23 protein-coding genes are annotated in these 19,424 nt (G+C 66.4%); 15 read left to right on the top strand and 8 right to left on the bottom strand.

Annotated elements, in window-relative coordinates:
- The first annotated feature begins 40 nt into the window (after nt 1–40).
- Nucleotides 41–703, top strand: a complete 663-nt coding sequence (locus ATE64_RS01125) for an HAD-IA family hydrolase (protein WP_058456980.1) — start codon at nt 41–43, stop codon at nt 701–703.
- Nucleotides 704–741: 38 nt separating this feature from the next.
- Here the strand turns inward: ATE64_RS01125 and ATE64_RS01120 are convergent, their stop codons facing one another.
- The gene (locus ATE64_RS01120) at nt 742–1,551 is read right to left on the bottom strand and encodes a universal stress protein (protein WP_058456979.1); all 810 of its coding nucleotides are present in this window, start codon (nt 1,549–1,551) and stop codon (nt 742–744) included.
- 62 nt (nt 1,552–1,613) lie between these two features.
- On the bottom strand, nt 1,614–2,510 hold the full coding sequence (locus ATE64_RS01115) for a LysR family transcriptional regulator (RefSeq protein ID WP_058456978.1): 897 nt from the start codon (nt 2,508–2,510) through the stop codon (nt 1,614–1,616).
- 89 nt (nt 2,511–2,599) lie between these two features.
- Between ATE64_RS01115 and ATE64_RS01110 the strand changes: the two genes are divergently transcribed.
- From ATE64_RS01110 to ATE64_RS01080, 7 genes are all read left to right on the top strand, one after another.
- Nucleotides 2,600–3,310 (top strand): CoA transferase subunit A, encoded by a 711-nt coding sequence (locus ATE64_RS01110; protein WP_058456977.1) that lies wholly within the window; start codon nt 2,600–2,602, stop codon nt 3,308–3,310.
- Nucleotides 3,310–4,197 (top strand): HAD family acid phosphatase, encoded by an 888-nt coding sequence (locus tag ATE64_RS01105; RefSeq protein ID WP_082657525.1) that lies wholly within the window; start codon nt 3,310–3,312, stop codon nt 4,195–4,197. The genes ATE64_RS01110 and ATE64_RS01105 overlap by 1 nt, the downstream gene beginning before the upstream one ends.
- Nucleotides 4,194–4,829 (top strand): CoA transferase subunit B, encoded by a 636-nt coding sequence (locus ATE64_RS01100; protein WP_058457034.1) that lies wholly within the window; start codon nt 4,194–4,196, stop codon nt 4,827–4,829. Before ATE64_RS01105 ends, ATE64_RS01100 begins: the two co-directional genes overlap by 4 nt.
- Nucleotides 4,822–5,271: a hypothetical protein gene (locus ATE64_RS01095; RefSeq protein ID WP_058456975.1), complete on the top strand. Its 450-nt coding sequence runs from the start codon at nt 4,822–4,824 to the stop codon at nt 5,269–5,271. The genes ATE64_RS01100 and ATE64_RS01095 overlap by 8 nt, the downstream gene beginning before the upstream one ends.
- Nucleotides 5,272–5,350: 79 nt before the next feature.
- Nucleotides 5,351–6,631: a serine hydrolase domain-containing protein gene (locus tag ATE64_RS01090; protein ID WP_058456974.1), complete on the top strand. Its 1,281-nt coding sequence runs from the start codon at nt 5,351–5,353 to the stop codon at nt 6,629–6,631.
- A 57-nt stretch (nt 6,632–6,688) separates the two neighbouring features.
- Nucleotides 6,689–7,666, top strand: coding sequence for an NAD(P)-dependent oxidoreductase (locus ATE64_RS01085; protein ID WP_058456973.1), 978 nt, complete (start codon nt 6,689–6,691; stop codon nt 7,664–7,666).
- On the top strand, nt 7,654–8,334 hold the full coding sequence (locus ATE64_RS01080; protein WP_058456972.1) for a glutathione S-transferase family protein: 681 nt from the start codon (nt 7,654–7,656) through the stop codon (nt 8,332–8,334). The genes ATE64_RS01085 and ATE64_RS01080 overlap by 13 nt, the downstream gene beginning before the upstream one ends.
- A 94-nt stretch (nt 8,335–8,428) precedes the next feature.
- On the opposite strand, the gene ATE64_RS01075 is transcribed toward ATE64_RS01080, so the two are convergent.
- A complete protein-coding gene (locus tag ATE64_RS01075) occupies nt 8,429–8,947 on the bottom strand; it encodes a sterol desaturase family protein (RefSeq protein ID WP_058456971.1) in 519 nt (172 codons plus the stop codon).
- Nucleotides 8,948–9,151: 204 nt separating this feature from the next.
- Between ATE64_RS01075 and leuC the strand changes: the two genes are divergently transcribed.
- From leuC to ATE64_RS01050, 5 genes are all read left to right on the top strand, one after another.
- The gene (gene leuC, locus ATE64_RS01070; protein ID WP_058456970.1) at nt 9,152–10,582 is read left to right on the top strand and encodes a 3-isopropylmalate dehydratase large subunit; all 1,431 of its coding nucleotides are present in this window, start codon (nt 9,152–9,154) and stop codon (nt 10,580–10,582) included.
- Complete coding sequence (leuD, locus tag ATE64_RS01065; RefSeq protein ID WP_058456969.1) at nt 10,579–11,169, top strand: 3-isopropylmalate dehydratase small subunit; 591 nt, start codon at nt 10,579–10,581, stop codon at nt 11,167–11,169. Before leuC ends, leuD begins: the two co-directional genes overlap by 4 nt.
- 22 nt (nt 11,170–11,191) lie before the next feature.
- Nucleotides 11,192–12,187: an NADPH:quinone oxidoreductase family protein gene (locus ATE64_RS01060; RefSeq protein ID WP_058456968.1), complete on the top strand. Its 996-nt coding sequence runs from the start codon at nt 11,192–11,194 to the stop codon at nt 12,185–12,187.
- 65 nt (nt 12,188–12,252) lie between these two features.
- Nucleotides 12,253–12,462, top strand: coding sequence for a DUF167 domain-containing protein (locus tag ATE64_RS01055; protein ID WP_231728999.1), 210 nt, complete (start codon nt 12,253–12,255; stop codon nt 12,460–12,462).
- 117 nt (nt 12,463–12,579) lie between these two features.
- Complete coding sequence (locus ATE64_RS01050; protein WP_231729000.1) at nt 12,580–12,849, top strand: hypothetical protein; 270 nt, start codon at nt 12,580–12,582, stop codon at nt 12,847–12,849.
- Nucleotides 12,850–12,889: 40 nt separating this feature from the next.
- Here the strand turns inward: ATE64_RS01050 and sdhA are convergent, their stop codons facing one another.
- The 5 genes from sdhA to ald all read right to left on the bottom strand — a co-directional run bounded on the left by sdhA (nt 12,890) and on the right by ald (nt 17,272).
- Entirely contained in the window at nt 12,890–14,692 is a 1,803-nt protein-coding gene (gene sdhA / locus ATE64_RS01045) for a succinate dehydrogenase flavoprotein subunit (RefSeq protein ID WP_058456966.1), read from the bottom strand.
- 1 nt (nt 14,693) lies between these two features.
- On the bottom strand, nt 14,694–15,098 hold the full coding sequence (sdhD, locus tag ATE64_RS01040) for a succinate dehydrogenase, hydrophobic membrane anchor protein (protein WP_058456965.1): 405 nt from the start codon (nt 15,096–15,098) through the stop codon (nt 14,694–14,696).
- Entirely contained in the window at nt 15,091–15,540 is a 450-nt protein-coding gene (sdhC, locus tag ATE64_RS01035; protein ID WP_058456964.1) for a succinate dehydrogenase, cytochrome b556 subunit, read from the bottom strand. Before sdhC ends, sdhD begins: the two co-directional genes overlap by 8 nt.
- A gap of 363 nt (nt 15,541–15,903) precedes the next feature.
- Nucleotides 15,904–16,137 (bottom strand): hypothetical protein, encoded by a 234-nt coding sequence (locus tag ATE64_RS01030; RefSeq protein ID WP_058456963.1) that lies wholly within the window; start codon nt 16,135–16,137, stop codon nt 15,904–15,906.
- A 19-nt stretch (nt 16,138–16,156) separates the two neighbouring features.
- Nucleotides 16,157–17,272, bottom strand: a complete 1,116-nt coding sequence (ald, locus tag ATE64_RS01025; protein ID WP_058456962.1) for an alanine dehydrogenase — start codon at nt 17,270–17,272, stop codon at nt 16,157–16,159.
- A 159-nt stretch (nt 17,273–17,431) separates the two neighbouring features.
- On the opposite strand from ald, the gene ATE64_RS01020 reads away from it, so the two are divergent.
- Together ATE64_RS01020 and ATE64_RS01015 are read left to right on the top strand one after the other, a co-directional pair.
- Entirely contained in the window at nt 17,432–17,914 is a 483-nt protein-coding gene (locus ATE64_RS01020; RefSeq protein WP_058456961.1) for an Lrp/AsnC family transcriptional regulator, read from the top strand.
- A 127-nt stretch (nt 17,915–18,041) separates the two neighbouring features.
- Complete coding sequence (locus ATE64_RS01015) at nt 18,042–19,394, top strand: methyl-accepting chemotaxis protein (RefSeq protein ID WP_058456960.1); 1,353 nt, start codon at nt 18,042–18,044, stop codon at nt 19,392–19,394.
- The last annotated feature ends 30 nt before the right edge of the window (nt 19,395–19,424 follow it).

The following is a 19,424-nucleotide window of genomic DNA, read 5'->3' as shown; positions in this document are numbered from 1 at the left end:
CCGGATTGACGTTAACGTCAATCTCGGCTCTAGCCGCCGCATGTCTCGCTACACCCATGTCATCTTCGACTTCGGCGGCGTCATCACCGCTTCGCCCTTCGAGGCGTTCAACCGGCTGGAGGCCGAGCGCGGGCTGCCGCACGACTTCGTGCGCCGGGTCAATGCGACCAACCCTGACGACAATGCCTGGGCGAAGTTCGAGCGCGCCGAGATCGACGCCGCGGCGTTCGACGCGCTGTTTGCCGAGGAAGCGCGTGCGCTGGGGCACGAGCTCGAAGGCGAAGCGGTGCTCGCGGTCATCGCGGGCGCGGTCCGCCCGGCGATGGTTGCCGCGCTCGATACGCTGAAGAACAGCGGCTTCACCATCGCGTGCATCACGAACAACGTCCCTGGTGGCAAGATGGGCATTCGCGGCGCGGGGATGACGCGCAGCGCGGAAGCCGCGATCGAGGTCGCCGACATCATGGCGCGCTTTGCGCATGTCATCGAATCGAGCAAGGCGGGGGTGCGCAAGCCCGACCCGCGCATCTATCAGATGATGTGCGAGGCGCTGGACGCCCACCCCGCGAACTGCGTCTATCTCGACGACCTCGGCATCAACTGCAAACCCGCGAGCCAGCTCGGCATGCACGCGATCAAGGTGACGAGCGGCGAACAGGCGCTCGCCGATCTGTCGGCGGTGCTGGAACTGCCCTTACCCTGAAATCGCGCGCCCGGTGTCCTCGACCTAGGGTCAGGAACCTAGTGCGCGAGCAGCAACGGGAAGCGGCCGCTCGTGACCAGATATTGCGTCACCCCGCCGAACAGCGTTTCGCGAAGGCGGCTCTTGCCGAACGCGCCCATGACGATCAGCCCGGCGCCCATCGCCTCGGCCGCCTTTTCGAGCGCCTCCTCGACCGTCACGCCGCCGCGCTCGACGATCCGCGCCTCGGCATGGATATCGTGGCGCGAGAGATAGGTCAGCGCGTCGGTCGCGGGAAAGCTGCCGTCGTCCTTGCCCACCGAGACCAGTTCGACGCGCCGCCCGGCGAGCAGCGGGATCGCGGTGCGCAGCGCGTTCGCAGCCTCTCCGCTGCCGTTCCACGCGACCATTACGGGAGCGTCGAGGTCGGGCCGTCCGCCCTCGCGCGGCAGCGCGAGCACCGGCGCCGCGGCGGCGATCGCGAGGTCGCCAGCGAGCATCGACGGCTCGCCGACGCCGCTACCGGGTTTGCCGGGTAGGCTGACCACGGCGAGATCGGCAAAGGCCGCCGCCGCCGCGAGCGACCCGACGATGTCGCCGTCGGCAGTGACGATATCCCATGGCACATCTTCGCCGCCGAGCCGCGCCGACAGCGCGGCTTCGAGCGCCGCATCGTCGGCCTGCGCCTTCGCCATCGCCTCGGCGAGGACATAGCTGCCGCCGAAGGGATCGACGGCGACGAACTGCCGGAACGGAGTCGCGATCAGCAGCGTCAGATGCGCGCGCAGACGCCGCGCGATGTCGAGCGCGGTCTGCAGGCGGACTTCATTGGCTTTGTCATGATCGGCATGGACGAGAATCGAACGCATGGCAGACTCCTTTGGTGTCGGCCCTTAATGGGCCCACCGCCGCCGCCGATCATTGACCGGCGTCAAAATTGAGGCGGCACGGAAAGGCTGAGCAGCGCCGAGCGCTCGAAGATGCGCGCAAGCACGGGCTCGCTGTCGGACACGCGCATTGCGACATGAAAAGCGACGGGCGCGAGTACCGGCATATCCGAAAGCTCGACCAGCGCGCCTGCGGCGACCTCTGCCCGCGCCATCGGTTCGGGAAAGATGCCGACTCCGCCGCCCGCCTTCGCGATATCGATCATCGTGCGCGCGTTGTTGCAGAGATTGAGCGATTCCTGCGCGATCCGCGATGCCTCGATCGCATCGCGCATCCGGCCGTGGATCGGCGAGTGGCTGGCGAGCGACCAGACCGGAAGCTGCGCCTCGCCCGCTGCGAACGCCGCCGCGACCGCGGGGCTCGCCAGCCACATCAGCGCGACCTCGCCGATCGGCTGGGTCTTGAGCGCCGGGTGCGCGATCGGCCCCGCGGCGAAGGCGATGTCGGTGCGCCCCGTCAGCAGTTGCTGGATCAGGTTCGCGGTCAGATCGATCTCGATCTCCAGCCCGACATTCGGCATGTCGGCCTTGAGGTCGGCAACGAAGGCGGGCAGGCAGCTTGCCGCCGCGATCTCGCCCGCGCCGATCCGCACCACTCCGCTCGCCTCGGCAAAACCGCCGCTGCCGAGCAAGGCGACCTGCATGTCGCGGAGCAAGGGATCGCAGTCGCGCACCAGCTTGCGCCCCGCCGCGGTCAGCGACATCGTGCGCCCGTCGCGGCGGAACAGCCTTGTTCCCAGTCGTTGTTCGAGCTCACGCATCCGTGCCGATACTGCGGGCTGCGTCGTGTTGAGCCGCTCGGCGGCCGCGGAGAAGGTCCCGAGCCGGTCGATCCAGAGCAGGGTTTCGAGGTGATAGAGCGAGACGCGACTGATAGACATTGTTTATGCATAATCGAAAATTAGAAAAATTAGAATTGATGGATCAAATGCGCCAATCTCGCGCGATCATTCATCAAGGAGGCCGTTTCATGGGGAACAAGCGCTATTCCGACGCCGCCGCCGCACTCGAAGGCCTGCTCTTCGACGGCATGCAGATTTGCGCGGGCGGCTTCGGCCTTTGCGGCATCCCCGAACGGCTGATCGACGCGATCCGCGACGCGGGCACGAAAGACCTCATCATCGCGAGCAACAATGCCGGGATCGACGGCGAAGGGCTCGGCAAGCTGCTCCGCACGCGGCAGGTCCAGAAGATGATCTCGTCTTACGTGGGCGAGAACAAGGAATTCGAGCGGCAATATCTCGCGGGCGAACTCGAGGTCGAATTCTGCCCGCAGGGCACGCTCGCCGAACGCTGCCGCGCCGGCGGCGCGGGCATCCCCGGCTTCTACACCAAGACCGGTGTCGGCACGCTCGTCGCCGAGGGCAAGGAAGTGAAGAGCTTCGACGGGCAGGATTATATCCTCGAACGCGGCATCTTCGCCGACCTCGCGATCATCAAGGGGTGGAAGGCCGACGAGAGCGGCAACCTCATCTTCCGCAAGACCGCGCGCAACTTCAACCAGCCGATGGCGACCGCGGCGAAAATCTGCGTCGCCGAGGTCGAGGAAATCGTGCCCACCGGCAGCCTCGACCCCGACGCGATCCACCTGCCCGGCATCTATGTGAAGCGCATGATCGTCGGCGCGCCCTACGACAAGAAGATCGAATTCCGCACGACGCGCCCGCGCGAGACCGCGTGATGCGCAGCTTAGCCCTTACTGCCGCGCTGCTCCTTGCCGGGTGCGCGAGCGCGCCGGCAGAGGTGGCTCCGGCTCCGCCGCCCGCCCACCCTCCGGCATCCGCTCCCGCTGACGCTGCCAAGCCGCCGGTAGCGTTGCAATATCTCTATGGCTCGCCCGAGGCGGCGGTCGCGGTGCGTGCGACCAATGCGCGGATCGTCGATTATGCTGTGGGACGGATCAAGCAGCGGCCGGAGGACAGCGTCGTGCTGGCGCCGGGCGCGGGCGTGGATGCCCCGGCGTTCGAGCCTTGCGGGAACAAGCCCTTCGCCGCGGTGTTCGATGCCGACGAGACGTTGATCTGGAACCTTGGCCCGATGCGCTATTTCGCCGAGCGGGGCACCGCTTTCGATCCGAAAATCTGGGACCAGTGGGAAAAGACCGGCGCGGGCAAGGCGGTCGCGATGCCGGGCAGCGTCGATATGGTGAACGCCCTGCGCGCGGCGGGCATAACCGTCATCGTCAATACCAACCGCAGCGCCGCCAATGCCAAGGGCAGCGAAGACACGCTGCGCGCCGCCGGGCTCGGCGAGTTCAAGCATGGCGAGACGCTGTTCCTGATGGGCGATGACGCCGGCGGGTCGAGCAAGGACGGGCGACGCGCCACCATCGCGTCGAAATATTGCGTGATCATCCTCGGCGGCGACCAGCTCGGCGATTTCAGCCAGCAGTTCAACGTGAAGGATCTGCCCGCTGCACAGCGAATGGCGCTCGCGACGAGCACTGGCACTACCGCACTCTGGGACAAGGGCTGGTTCCTGTTCCCCAATCCCGTCTATGGCCCATGGGAGAAACTGGGCTGGGACGACGCTTTCCCCTCCGACAAGCAATGGGAGCCGAGCCGATGAGCTGGACGCGTGATGACATGGCGGCGCGCGCCGCGAAGGAACTGCAGGACGGCTATTACGTCAACCTCGGCATCGGCATCCCGACCCTGGTCGCGAACCATATCCCCGAGGGGATGGAAGTGACGCTGCAGTCGGAAAACGGGATGCTCGGTATCGGCCCCTTCCCCTTCGAGGGCGAAGAGGACGCCGACCTGATCAACGCCGGCAAGCAGACGATCAGCGAATTGCCGCAATCGGCCTATTTCGGGTCGGAGCAGAGCTTTGCGATGATCCGCGGCGGGCACATTGACCTGACCGTGCTCGGCGCGATGGAAGTCGCAGAAAACGGCGACATCGCCAACTGGATGATCCCCGGCAAGATGATCAAGGGGATGGGCGGCGCGATGGACCTGGTGGCGGGGGTCAAGAAGATCATCGTCGTGATGGAGCATAACGCCAAGGACGGCAGCCCGAAGTTCATCCCCGAATGCACCTTGCCGCTGACCGGCAAGAATGTCGTCGACATGATCATCACCGACCTCGCGGTGTTCAAGCGCGACGATCATGACAGCCCGTTCAGGCTGATCGAACTCGCACCGGGGGTGACGGCGGAGGACGTCGCGGCAAAGACTACGGCCCATTATATTGCCTGACCTTGCGGCCAGCCCCGGCGCCACCTGGCTGCTCGTCGGCGGATGGCTCTCGGTGGCGGCGGCGGTGCCGCACATTGCCTGCATCTTCGGCGGGCCCGACTGGTACCGCTTCTTCGGCGCCGGCGAAGCCATGGCACGCGCCGCGGCGCGCGGCGACTGGCGGCCGGCGCTGATCACGCTGGGCATAGCGGCGGCATTGCTTGTCTGGGCCGCTTATGCCTTTTCGGGCGCCGGATCGCTGCCGCGCCTGCCGCTGCTGCGCCCGGGCCTTGTCGTCATTACCGCCATCTACCTGCTGCGCGGCCTGTTGTTCGTGCCGGTCAACCTCGCCCGCCAAACCCACAGCGCCGAATTCGCGCTATGGTCGTCGGCGATCGTGCTGGTCTTCGGCGCCGTCCACGCCGCCGGTACGATCAAAGCCTGGGGATATCTTGCGCCCTGATCCCCGGCGGGGGTGACGGAGGGACAAGTCGCGGCTAAGACGGCGGCCACAGATAGGGTCGCAGTTTAGTCACGAGTCCATGAAGCGCGTTATTGTAAGTCTGATTGCGGTGGCCGCGCTGGTATCGGCCGGCTGGTTCGGCGTTCGCGCCTTTGGCAGCAGCCAACCGCTCGCCAGCATCCCGATCCCGTTCCGGCCCTCCGAAAACCTGCCCGACACGCCCACCGAATGGCAGGGGCGGATCGATTACAAGACGCTCGACCGGCAATTGTCCGCCCTTGCGCAGCGACCCGAGATGGCGGGCCTCGCGGTCGCGGTGGTCGAGGACGGCAAACTGCGCTTTGTCCGCGCCTATGGCGTCGCCGACAAGTCAACCGGGACGCCGGTCACGCTGCAGACCCTGTTCCGCTGGGCCTCGGTCTCGAAGACCGCGACGGGCGCGATGGCGGCGACGATGGCGAAGGAAGGTACCGTCGATCTCGACCATCCGGTCGCCGACTGGCACAGTTCGCTGCGCCTGCCGGGCGGCGCCGAAGCGCGGATCACGCTGGCCGATGTGCTGTCGCAGCGCACGGGCCTGACCAAAAACGCCTATGACGAAAAGCTGGAAGAGGGACAGGATCCCGCGCAGCTGCGCGCGGGCCTTTCCGCCGCGCCCCTGCAATGCGAGCCCGGCACCTGCCACACCTATCAGAATATCGCCTTCGACACCGCAAGCGAGGTTCTGGCGAAGGCGGCGCACAAGCCGTTCGGCGACGCGGTCGAGGATCGTCTGTTCCTGCCGCTTGGCATGGTCAGCGCAGGTTACGGGATGGAACGGCTGACGGGCGCGAAGGACTGGGCGCGCCCGCATCGCGGCGCACAGGTCCTCCCCGCCAAGGCAGCCTATTGGCGCGTGCCCGCCGCCGCGGGGGTCGAAAGCGATATCGTCGATTTCGCGACGTGGATGCAGGCGATGATGGGGAACCGCCCCGATGTGCTGCCTCCCCGCGTGTTGCAGATCGCGCATCACCCCCGCGTTGGCACCGACCGCCTGTATGGGGGTTCGTTGCGGCAGGCGATCAGCGATGCCGGCTACGGGCTCGGCTGGCGGAGCTTCAGCTATGACGGCCACCGGCTCGAGGGGCATTCGGGTGCGGTGTCGGGCTACCGCGCGACGATGATTTTCGAACCGGCCACGAAGACCGGCGTCGTCGCGCTGTGGAACAGCGATTGGGGCTTTCCCTTCCGCATCCCGTTTGCGGCGATCGACAGTTATCACGGGCGCGCGGACGCCGCCTGGCTCGACCTCAGCGAACTGCCCCCGGCGACAGGCGGCGCGGCCGGGGCCGGGCCGGTCACCGCGAGCCTCAAAAAGTAGCGCGCGCCTTCCCTGCCCCGTGTATCGGGCGCGTCAAAGCGAAGAGGAGAATCATCGATGCGCGTGCTGCTTACCGGATCGTCGGGCTGGCTCGGGCGCACTCTCGCCCCGCTGCTGACTGAAAACGGCCATGCGGTGACCGGGCTCGATGTCGTGCCCGGCACCCATACGCAGGTGATCGGGACCGTCGCCGACCGCACGCTGATCGACCGGACGATGGGCGAGCATGGGATCGAGGCGATCATCCACGGCGGCGCGCTGCACAAGCCCGATATCGTCCGCTATCCGCGGCAGGCCTTTATCGACGTCAACGTGACGGGCACGCTCAACCTGATCGAGGCGGCAGTCGCGGCCGGGAACGACCGCTTCCTCTTCACCTCGACCACCTCGCTGATGGTGCGCGCCGATGTGCGCGAAGGCGCGGGCGTGCATGGCGCGTGGTGGATGGACGAGGATTTCGGTCCGCTCGAGCCGCGCAACATCTATGGCATCACCAAGCTTGCCGCCGAGCAGGCGGTGAGGCTGGTGCACCGCGATCATGGCATCCATGCCCTGATCCTGCGCACCGGGCGCTTCTTTCCCGAGGATGACGACACCCATGCGGTCCCGAGTGGGCCGAACCTGAAAGCGAACGAACTGCTGGGCCGCCGCCTGACCGTCGAGGATGCCGCTGCAGCGCATCTCGCCGCGCTGGAAGCCGCGCCGCAGATTGGCTGCGACACCTTCATCCTCTCGGCCCCGCCGCCTTTCGTGCGTGAAGATGCCGAAGAGTTGGCGCGCGATGCCCGCGCCGTGATCGCGCGCCATTTTCCCGATGCGGCCGAACTTTATGCGGCCGAAAATTGGGTGCTCCCCGAGACCATCGACCGCGTGTACGATCCGTCGCGTGCCGAGCGCCGCTTCGGCTGGCGGGCGGAAACCGACTTCGGCAGCGTGCTGACCGCACTGCGTAACCGGACGCCGCTCCCCTTCGCGCATGACCCCGGCTACACCTCTCCCCTCGCCCGTCAGGAGCGCGACGCATGTATGTGCTGATCACCGCCAACCGCAATTATTCGAGCTGGTCGCTGCGGCCGTGGGTGCTGATGCGCGCGCTGGGCCTATCGTTCGAGGACCGGATCGAGCCCTTCGCCAAGCCCTTGAATTACGAGGCGTTCCGCAGCTTCTCGCCGACCGGCCAGGTTCCGGCGCTGCTGCACGAAGGGCGCACCATATACGATTCGCTCGGCATCGCGCTCTATCTTGCCGACCGGCACGCGGGCGTGTGGCCCGCCGATCCGGACGCGCGCGCCTGGGCGCAGTGCGCGACGGCGGAGATGCACAGCGGTTTTGCGGCGCTGCGCAACGATTGCACGATGAATGTCGGGGTGCGCGTTACGCCGAAGCCGATGTCGGATGCGCTGCGCAGCAACGTGGCGCGTATCCGTGAGCTGTTCGAGGAAGGCCTCGGGAGGTTTGGCGGGCCGTGGCTGGCGGGGACCGACTTCTCAGCCGTCGACGCCTTTTTCGCACCGGTCGCCTTCCGCATCCGCACTTACGGCCTCGACGTCGGTGCCGGGCAGGCATGGGTCGACCATGTGCTGGCGCATCCCGCGATGGTCGAATGGGAGCGGCAGGCGCTACTGGAGACGTGGCGCGAGGAGAGTCATGAAGCCGAATTGGCGGCGGCGGGCGCGATGACGGCGGATTACCGGACGGCCTAAAAGATCCGTCATTGCGAGCGGAGCGAAGCAATCCAGAGCGGTTACCGCACACTCTGGATTGCCGCGTCGCCTCGCTCCTCGCAATGACGAAGGTTTAGTCGACGAGCGCATCCCTCACGACGGCAACCCCAGCCTCGCGCTGCGCCTTCAATTCAGCCTTCAGCTTCGCCGGATCGCGCGCGAGCACGAAACCGAAGCTGACCCCGCCTTCCTTGCCGATCGTCGCATGGTGGAGCTTGTGCGCCTGCACCAGCCGCTTGGCGTAGCCGCGGCGCGGCACCCAGCGGAAATAGCGCTGATGGACCAGCCCGTCGTGCACCAGCGTGTAGATGATGCCGTAGAAAAGGATGCCGAGCCCGATCCATGTCCCCGGCTCCCATGCCGAATCGCCGAGGATCATCGGGCTGCCGATCGCGAACATCGCAATGCTCATCGCCGCGCCGACGATGGCGAACAGGTCGTTTTTCTCCAGAACCCGGTCGTGCGGTTCATGATGGTCGCGGTGCCATGCCCAGCCGAAGCCGTGCATGATATATTTGTGGCTCGCCCAGGCGACGCCCTCCATCGCCGCGACGGTGGCAAGAATGAGCAGGATGATCGCGAGCGTCGACATGGGGGGATTATAGGCTTGTTACGGCAACAGCGCTATCATCTCTCGTCACCCCGGACTGGACCCGGAGTCCCGCTGATCGGCGTCGCAAAGCGGGATGCCGGATCGAGTCCGGCATGACGAAGAAAGGATGGTCGTGCGACCGAAAATTGCGTTTTTGTGTCCCACTCGCTTGCATTGTTATCCGACTGGCGTAAGTGAACCGGCATGACCCGGCCCCGCACCCTCTATGAGAAAATCTGGGACGCGCATGTCGTCGAACAGCGCCCCGACGGTACCTGCCTGATCTTCATCGACCGCCATCTCGTTCATGAAGTCACCAGCCCGCAGGCCTTCGCGGGGCTCCGCGCGAGCGGGCGCACCGTCCGCCGTCCCGACCTGACGCTGGCGGTGCCCGACCACAATCTGCCGACGACGGCGCGCAAGGATGCGGGCGGAAACAAGCTGCCGATCGCCGATCCCGAGAGCGCGGCGCAGCTGGCGGCGCTCGAGAAGAACGCGCCCGAGTTCGGGATCCGCTACATCGACGCGGTCGCGCCCGAACAGGGCATCGTCCATGTCGTCGGCCCCGAGCAGGGCTTTTCGCTGCCCGGCACGACGATCGTGTGCGGCGACAGCCATACCGCGTGCCACGGCGGCATCGGCGCGCTCGCCTTCGGCATCGGGACGAGCGAGGTCGAGCACGTGCTGGCCACGCAGACCTTGCTGTTACAGCCCGCGAAGACGATGGAAGTCCGCGTCGAGGGCGAGGTCGGCCCCGGCGTGACCGCGAAGGATGTCATCCTCCACATCACCGGCACGATCGGCGCCGCGGGCGGCACCGGCCATGTCATCGAATATACCGGCAGCGCGATCCGCGCACTCAGCATCGAGGGCCGCCTGACCGTCAGCAACATGGCGATCGAGGGTGGCGCCCGCGCAGGGCTGATCGCGCCCGACGAGACGACCCTCGCCTATCTCAAGGGTCGCCCCTATGCGCCCAGGGGCGCCGACTGGGACGCGGCGGTCGCCTACTGGAAAAGCCTCGCGACCGATCCCGGCGCGACCTATGACAAGACTGTCGTGATCGACGCCGCCGATATCGCGCCCAGCGTGACCTGGGGTACCAGCCCCGAGGATGTCGTCCCGATCACCGGTACCGTCCCCGACCCTGCGAGCTTCGCCGATCCGTCGAAGCAGGCGGCGGCCGCCAAGTCGCTCGCTTACATGGGCCTCGAACCCGGCACGCGAATGCAGGACGTCAGAATCGAGAATATCTTCATCGGCAGCTGCACCAACAGCCGCATCGAGGACATGCGCGCCGCCGCCGCGATCGTGAAGGGCCGCAAGAAGGCCGACAACGTCAAATGGGCGATCGTCGTCCCCGGCTCGGGCCTCGTGAAGGCGCAGGCCGAGGCCGAAGGGCTCGACCGCATCTTCACCGATGCGGGGCTGGAGTGGCGCGAGCCGGGCTGCTCGGCCTGCCTCGCGATGAACCCCGACAAGGTGCCCGCCGGCGAGCGCTGCGCCAGCACGAGCAACCGCAACTTCGTCGGCCGTCAGGGCCCCGGCAGCCGCACGCATCTGGTCAGCCCCGCAATGGCGGCGGCGGCGGCGGTGACCGGCAGGCTCACCGATGTGCGGGAGTTGATGGCATGACGCCGATCGAGAAAGTCGAAGGCCGCGCGATCCCGCTGGGCCTCAAGAACGTCGACACCGACGTCATCATCCCGGCGCACTGGCTGAAAACCACCAGCCGCGAGGGCATGGGCAAGGGCGCGTTCGAGACGCTGCGGGCCGATCCCGACAATCTGTTCGACAGCGCCGAGTATAAAGGCGCGCCGATCCTGATCGCGGGCGACAATTTCGGGTGCGGGTCGAGCCGCGAGCATGCCGCCTGGGCGCTCGGCGACCTTGGCATCCGCGTCGTCATCGCGCCCTCCTATTCGGACATCTTCTCGGGCAATGCGGTCAAGAACGGCATCCTGCCCGTGGTGCTGCCGCAAGCGGCGATCGACCGGCTGATGGAGGTCGCACAGACCGATCCGGTGCATGTCGACCTCGACACCCAGACGGTGACTACGCCGTTCCAGGACCGATTTGTCTTCGAGATCGATCCCTTCCGCAAGATGTGCCTGCTCGAAGGGCTCGACGAGATTTCGCTGACCGAAAAGAGCGACGCCGCGATCGGCGCCTATGAAGCGAAGCTCGATGCCGAGCGGCCGTGGATGCGGCCCGCCGCCTGATAATCAAACAGAGGAGAAGATGATGAAGGCTCTCTTGTCGACCGCAACCGGCGGCCCCGAAACGCTCGCCCTTGGCGAACTGCCGCGCCCGACCGCGGGCAAGGGCCAGATCGTGATCGATGTGAAGGCCTGCGCGGTCAACTTCCCCGACGTGCTGATCATCGAGGATAAATATCAGTTCAAACCCGAACGCCCCTTCGCGCCCGGTGGCGAAGTCGCCGGCCTCGTCGCCGAGGTCGGCGAAGGCGTGACCGAGTTCAAGGTCGGCGAGCGCGTGATCGCGGGCTGCGGCAACGGCGGCATGTCCGAGGCGGTCGCGGTCTCGGTCCACAATGTCTATCACCTGCCCGAAAGCCACGGTTTCGCCGAGGGCGCGTCGCTGCTGATGACCTATGGCACCAGCATCCATGCGCTCGTCGATCGCGGGCATATCGAGGAAGGCGACACGCTGCTCGTACTCGGTGCATCGGGCGGCGTCGGCATTGCCGCAGTCGAGCTCGGCAAGGCATTCGGCGCACGCGTCGTCGCGGGCGTGTCGAGCGAGGAGAAGGGCGAGATCGCGCGTCAGGCGGGCGCCGACGAGGTCGTCGTCTATGGCCGCCAGCCGTTCGACAAGGACCAGTCGAAAGAGCTCGCCAACAAGTTCAAGGAAGCGGTCGGTCCCAATGGCGCGAACGTCATCTACGACGCGGTCGGCGGCGATTATGCCGAGCCGGCATTGCGGTCGATCGCATGGGAAGGCCGCTATCTCGTGGTCGGCTTCCCTGCGGGCATCCCGCGCCTGCCGCTCAATCTGACCCTGCTTAAGAGCTGCGACGTCGCGGGCGTCTTCTGGGGCGCGTTCGTGATGCGCGAACCGGCGCGCAACCGCGCCAATATCGCGCGGCTGTTCCAGCTGTGGGAACAGGGCAAGATCAAGCCGCGCGTCACCGAAAGCTTCGCGCTCGCCGACGGCGGCAAGGCGATCGCCAAGCTCGGCGACCGGACCGCGGTCGGCAAGCTGGTCGTCACCGTCTGAAATATCGCCCCGACCCCGCGCTGACCGCGGCACTGCGCATCCTTGCAGCGCCGGGCCGGCTGGAGGTGCGCGTGACGCCGGGCGCGCGGCGCGACGAGGTGCGGATCGTCGAGGGCGCGGTGCAGGTGCGGGTCACCGCGCCGCCCGCCGACGGCGCCGCCAATGACGCAGTGCTGGCCGTGCTGGCGGCAGCATTGGACCTTCCGCGGCGCGATCTGACCCTGCTGCGCGGGGCGGCGGCGCGGATCAAGCTGATCGGAATCGCACTCGACTGATCGCATCGCCGCGGCCCGGTTAACCCTTTGTCAGGGCTGTTTGTCTATGACCGGAGGCTGGACAATCGGGACCATTGGGTGTGGGTGATGGCGACTCGCCGCTCGAAAGAAGACACTGTGCAAAACGCGAGTCTCGCGAACATATCGCGCACCCGCCGCGCGCAGCTGGTGGCCGAATTCGAAAGCGAGCTCGGCATCGACTATAAGGCGCGCGCCAAGGCCGCCTATGAAGCCAAAAGGTGGCAGATTATCAAGACGATCATCGTCTGGACGATCGCGGTGATGTTCTTCACCATCGCCTGCCACAAGCTGTGGGTCATGGGCGAACAGGTCAAGGAACCCTTCGCCGACATCAATCCGTCGAAAAGCCTGTTCGGCAGCGAATAAGGCGCCCCGGCCCGCGGCCGGGGCATCGCGCCAATCCGTCCTAGTAAACGCGCGCCTTCGGCTTGATATATTCGGCGTCGTCGGTCAGCGTATATTCGTGGACCGGACGGTAATCGAGGCGGACGCCGCCGCCCTTGCCGCCCCAGCCGTCGAACCAGCTGATCGTGTGCTTCATCCACACCGTGTCATCGCGGTTGGGGAAATCCTCGTGCGCGTGGGCGCCGCGGCTTTCCTTGCGGTTGTACGCCGAATGCATCGTCACTGTCGCCTGCGCGATCAGATTGTCGAGCTCGAGCGTTTCGACGAGGTCGGTGTTCCAGATCAGGCTGCGGTCGGCGACATGGACGTCGGTCATGCGGCTGTAGGTCTTGGCGAGCTTTTCCTTGCCCTCGGCCATCAGCTCGTCGGTGCGGAACACCGCCGCATGCTGCGACATCGCGCGCTGCATCTCGGTGCGGATTTCCGCGGTCGGCGAACCGCCATTGGCGTTGCGGAAATGATCGAGGCGGCCGAGCGCCAGATCGGCGCTGTCCTTCGGCAGCGGCGCCTGCGCGGCGCCGGGGGTGAGGATTTCCTTGAGGCGGTGGCCCGTCGCGCGGCCGAACACGACGAGGTCGATCAGACTGTTCGAGCCGAGACGGTTCGCGCCGTGGACCGACACGCAGGCGGCCTCACCGACCGCGAACAGGCCGGGAACCACGGAGTCGGGGTTGCCATCCTTCAGCGTGACGACTTCACCATGATAGTTACATGGGATGCCGCCCATATTGTAATGGACCGTCGGCACGACCGGCAGCGGCTGGCGCGTGAGGTCGACGCCCGCGAAAATCTTGCCGCTTTCGGTGATCCCCGGCAGGCGCTCGGCGAGCACCGCGGGATCGATGTGGTCGAGGTGGAGATAGATGTGGTCGGCGTGCGGGCCGACGCCGCGGCCTTCGCGGATTTCGAGAGCCATCGAGCGCGACACGACGTCGCGCGACGCGAGATCCTTCGCCGAGGGGGCATAGCGCTCCATGAAACGCTCGCCTTCGGAGTTCGTCAGATATCCGCCCTCGCCGCGCGCGCCCTCGGTGATGAGCACGCCCGCGCCATAGATGCCGGTCGGGTGGAACTGGACGAATTCCATGTCCTGCAGCGGCAGGCCGGCACGCAGCACCATGCCGCCGCCGTCGCCGGTGCAGGTATGCGCCGAGGTCGCGGTGAAATAGCAGCGGCCATAGCCGCCCGTCGCGAGGACGACCGCCTGGCTGCGGAAGCGGTGGATGCTGCCATCCTCCATGCACAGCGCGATCACGCCCCGGCACGCGCCGTCTTCCATGATCAGGTCGAGCGCGAAATATTCGATGAAGAAGTCGGCGTCATATTTCAGCGACTGCTGATAGAGCGCGTGGAGCATCGCATGGCCGGTGCGGTCGGCCGCGGCGCAGGTGCGCTGCACCGGCGGGCCTTCGCCCATATTCTGCATATGTCCGCCGAACGGGCGCTGGTAGATCGTGCCATTGGCGTTGCGGCTGAACGGCACGCCGGCATGTTCGAGTTCATAAACCGCGGCGGGCGCCTCGCGCACCATATATTCGATCGCATCCTGGTCGCCGAGCCAGTCCGAGCCCTTGACGGTGTCGTACATATGCCACTGCCAATGGTCGGGGCTGTTATTGCCGAGCGAGGCGGCGATGCCGCCCTGCGCCGCGACGGTGTGGCTGCGGGTCGGGAACACCTTGGTGATGCACGCGGTCTTGAGGCCGGCTTCGGCGCTGCCCATCGTGGCGCGCAGGCCCGAGCCGCCGGCGCCGACGACGACGGTGTCGTAGATATGGTCGATGATCTTGTAGGCTTCGGTCATCTTACATGCCCCCCGGAACGCCCGCTACGGGGACCAATGCGATGCGGACGATGGCGAAGATGCCGTAGGCCGCACCGCCGATGGCATAGAAGTTGAGCGCGACGATCGCGAGCAGGCGCATCGCCTCGCCATGGACATAGTCCTCGATAAGAACCTGAAGCCCGAGCCGGAAGTGCCAGAAGACGCTGATCACGAGCAGGATCAGCGCGAGCGCGACGGTCGGGTTCGACGCCCAGCGATGCACCGCGGCATGGTCGTCGAGCGGCAGGCGGAGCAGCGAGACAAAGAGCCAGGTGACGAGCAGGACGTTGCCGAGCGCGGTCAGGCGCTGCTGCAGCCAGTGATGCGAACCGTGATGCGAGGAGCCAAGCCCGCGCACGCGGCCGAGGCGCGTACCATTACCCATTGAGCGCCTCCTTCGCGATATAGAGCCAGGTCGCGGTGGTCGCGAGGACCGCACCGACCATCACCAGCGTCGACCACAGCTTGTTGGTCTTGAGCTCATAGCCCGCGCCGGTGTCGAGGACGAAGTGGCGAAGCCCCGAGAAGAGGTGCTGGAAAAAGGCCCAGGTCAGGCCGACGAGCACGACCTTGCCGAGAATGTTCGTGATCTGGTGGAACAGGCCGATCTCGGGACTGGGATCGTGCCAGACGCAGGCGACGAAGGCGGCATAGGCATCGGGACCGGCGGCAAGGGCGCCGAGCCACCAGAGGAACATCAGCGCCCCGGCGATCGCCAGCCCGTCGCCGCTGATGCGGTGGAGGATCGAGACCGCCATCGAAGGCGCCCATTTATATACCTGAAGGTGCGGCGAAAGCGGCCGCGCGCTCGGTTCGTTGCCAGCCATAACAGCCCCGTTTTCCTGACTCTCATCGGTCGATGGGCGCGGGTTAAGCGTTCCCGCCGCGATATGCAATTACTTAGGGGGCGATGAACGCAGATTTTGGCTGAAGGGCGTTCGCGGGATGCAGGGGCTGCCGGTCGCTGCGAAGGCAAGGGCCGGTTGCGGGCGAGAGCCGGCATTTGCGGCCGATCGGGAGGCGATGACCGGTAACGGCCGGAAGTCGCCATTGTGCACCCCGGGGCCCAGAGCGGCAAAACACCAGGCCGGTGTGTGAATTCCTGGGCCCCGGCTTTCGCCGGGGATCACAAAAGGATGTCCGCTTCCCACCCCGAAACAGACATCGCGCCTACACCGGCGCAGGCGCGATCACTTCAGCTTGTCGCGGTTCGCGTAGAGCAGCGCCGCGAGCACGGCCGCCGAGCCGACGCCGATGCCCGCCGCGGTTTTCCAGCCGATCTTCTTGCCGCCTTTCGCCACGGCCGCCTTGTCGGCGGCTTCGGTCGCCTCGGCGGCCTCCTTCTGCGCCTGAAGCTCGCGCGCGGCGCGCAGCACTTCATTTTCCTCTTCTTCGTGAGGCGGCGGGGGAGATTGATCGGTCATGTCACGCAAGTCCTTGTTATCAGGCGAGTGCCTGATCGACAGGCACATAATCCGTTCCCACCGCTTCCGCTACGGCTTCGAACGTCACCTTACCATTCCAGACGTTGAGTCCCTGCGCAAGATGCGTGTCGCGCTTCAATGCCTCTTTCCACCCGAGGTCTGCGATGCGCAGCGCATGCGGCAGGGTGACGTTGTTGAGGGCATAAGTGCTGGTGCGCGCCACCGCGCCGGGCATGTTCGCGACCGCATAATGCACGATGCCGTCGACCACGTAAGTGGGGTCCGCGTGGGTCGTCGCATGGCTGGTCTCGAAGCAGCCGCCCTGGTCGATCGCGACGTCGACGAGCACCGAGCCGGGGCGCATCGTCTTCAGCATCTCGCGGCTGACGAGCTTCGGCGCCTCGGCGCCGGGGATCAGCACCGCGCCGATCACGAGGTCGGCCTCGGCGACGCATTCGGCGAGGTTCGCGCGGTTCGAGAAGCGCGTCTTGGCGCGCGCCTCGAAAAAGGTGCCGACGCGTTCGAGCACCTCGGGATCGCGGTCGAGGATGGTGACGTCGGCGCCGAGGCCCGCGGCCATTTGCGCCGCGTTGAAGCCGACGACGCCGCCGCCGATCACGCACACCTTGCCCGGCGCCACGCCGGGGACGCCGCCCAGGAGCACGCCGCGGCCGCCATGCGCCTTTTCGAGCGCGGTCGCGCCGGCCTGGATCGACATGCGGCCGGCAACCTGGCTCATCGGCTTCAAGAGCGGCAGCCCGCCATGGGGGGAGGTCACGGTTTCATAGGCGATGCAGATCGCGCCCGACTTCATGAGGTCGAGCGTCTGTTCGGGATCGGGCGCGAGGTGGAGATAGGTGTAGAGAATTTGGCCGGGGCGCAGCATCGCGCGCTCGACCGCCTGCGGCTCCTTGACCTTCACCACCATGTCGCAGGTCGAGAAAATCTCTTCGGCACTCTGGACGATCTCGGCGCCCGCCTGCTGATAGAAGGCGTCGTGCGCACCGATGCCTTCGCCCGCGCCGGTCTGCACCAGCACCCGGTGGCCATGGACGACGAGCTCGCGCGCGCTCTCGGGGGTCAGGCCGACGCGATATTCGTGATTCTTGATTTCCTTGGGGGTGCCGATGATCATTGTCGCTCTCCATATCTCTGCGCCCGGACGCAAAATTTCCGCATCCGTAGCCTTCGGAGAAACATAACAGTAAAGCCGCGAGAGGTGCTTGCATATCCTCGCCCGATTTCGCAATGATGCGCACATATTGAGCGCAATATGCGGAAATGACGCACAATTATGGATCGAATCGATACAAAGCTGCTTCACCTGCTGCAGCGCGAGGGGCCAAAACCCGCCGCCGAGCTGGGCGAGATCGTCGGCCTGTCGCCCTCGGCGTGCCATCGCCGCATCCGCGCGCTCGAGGCCGCGGGGATCATCACCGGCTATGCCGCGCGGCTCGATCCCGAGGCGATCGGGCTCGGCCTCGACGTCTTCGTCGACATCAGCCTGACCTCGCAGAGCGAGGAGGCGCTGACCGCGTTCGAAAGCGCGGTGAAGAGCTTCGACGAGATACTGGAGTGCCAGCTGCTGTCGGGCGCGTCGGACTATCGCCTGCGCGTCGCGGCGCGAAACGTCGCCGACTTCGACCGGCTGCACCGCCATTGCCTGTCGCGCCTGCCCGGCGTCGCGTCGATGCACAGCGCCTTTGCGCTGCGCACGATCAAGGCGTTCGAGGGCTATCCGGTATCGGCGGCGCAAATCGGCGACCCGGCGCGCTGAAGCCAAAATTCCCGCGGCTGGTTAACGCCGCTTTTACCATCCTCCCAGCATATCCCGGTGACGCGTTTCGCGGACGATGGGGACCGACAGAGTCCGCGCGTCCGAATTTGGCCAGGGAAGCAGGATCATGGTGAAGGAAAATCCGATTCATAAGCAGCAGATCGATCCCGTGCTGATGGCCGATCGTTTCCCTTTTTATGACCTCGACGGACGCCTCGCCGCAGACGCCGCCGAAATCCACGCCATCATCTCGGGCCGCGAGGACATGATCGCGCGCGCCTATTGGGACGCCTTCAACCGGCTTCCCGGGATCGAGCGCAAGGTCGAGGGCGAACTTCTCGAATCCTATGTGCGCGGCAGCGCACGCCACGCCGCGGTCAAATACAGCGATGCAGCGGGACAGGAGGTCGCGACGATCGCGTGCCAGAACACCCATATGGCACGCCGTGTGAAGCTGCCGCTGGCGTCGGTGATGTCTTGCATCGCCGAGAGCCTGCGCCTCACCATCGAATATGTCATCGAAGCCGCGGCCGGCGACACCGCGCGGCAGGCGCGACTGACCGGTGCCATCAACCGGCTCGCGTTGCTCGAGTTCGACATCATGCAGCGCTATGCGACCAAGCTGGACCGCGCCGTGATCTCGGGCGAACGTCAGGCGCTCGCGGGCGATTTCGACCGCTCGATCGCCTCGCTGGTTCAGGATACCGACGCCGCGCGGCAGCAGCTCGCGCGGCAGGCCGCTTCGGCCGACCAGGCGGCGAAGGGCATGATCGCCAAGACGAGCGAGGTCGCTGCCGCCTCCGAACAATCGGCGATGGCGATGCGCGAAGCCGCCTCGACCGCCGCGGGCCTGATCCGTGCGATCGAGGATGCGCGCAGCGAGGTCGAAGCCTCGGCCAGCGTCGCGACGCGCGCCTCCGAACAGGCGGGCGAAGCCGTCGCCATGTCCGAGGCGCTGTCGCGCCACGCCGAATCGATCGAGTCGATCCTGGGCCTGATCCGCGAGATCGCAGGACAGACCAACCTGCTCGCGCTCAACGCCACCATCGAAGCCGCCCGCGCCGGCGAATCGGGCCGCGGCTTTGCGGTCGTCGCGCAGGAGGTGAAGAGCCTCGCCAACGAAACCGCGCGCGCGACCGACGATATCGCGGGTAAGATCGCGGCGATCCAGCAAGCGACGCGCGGGTCGGTGAGCGCCAACCAGTCGATCCAGCAGACCATCGTCGAAGTCCAGACCTCGGCGCAGCGCATCCGCGACGCCATGGACGCGCAGGCGCAGACGGTCACCTCGATCACCGCCGCCGTCGACGAGACCGCGCTCGCCGCCGATTCGATGTCGTCGACGATCGCCAGCATCCGCAACGATTCGGGGATGGTCGCGGGCGAAATCAGCACGCTGAGCACCGAATTCGCCAAGATGGGCGAGCGGCTCCAGTCGCTTGAAAAGGCTGCGAGCGAGTTCAGCCGCCGCGTGGCCTGACCTTGGCAACGCCCATTCCCCTGCCCTAAG

The sequence above is a fragment of the Sphingopyxis sp. H073 genome (assembly GCF_001468395.1).
In the GTDB taxonomy this organism is placed as follows: Bacteria; Pseudomonadota; Alphaproteobacteria; order Sphingomonadales; family Sphingomonadaceae; genus Sphingopyxis.
The sequence above is the reverse complement of the archived record's forward strand: the minus strand, read 5'-3'. Positions and strand labels throughout refer to the sequence as shown.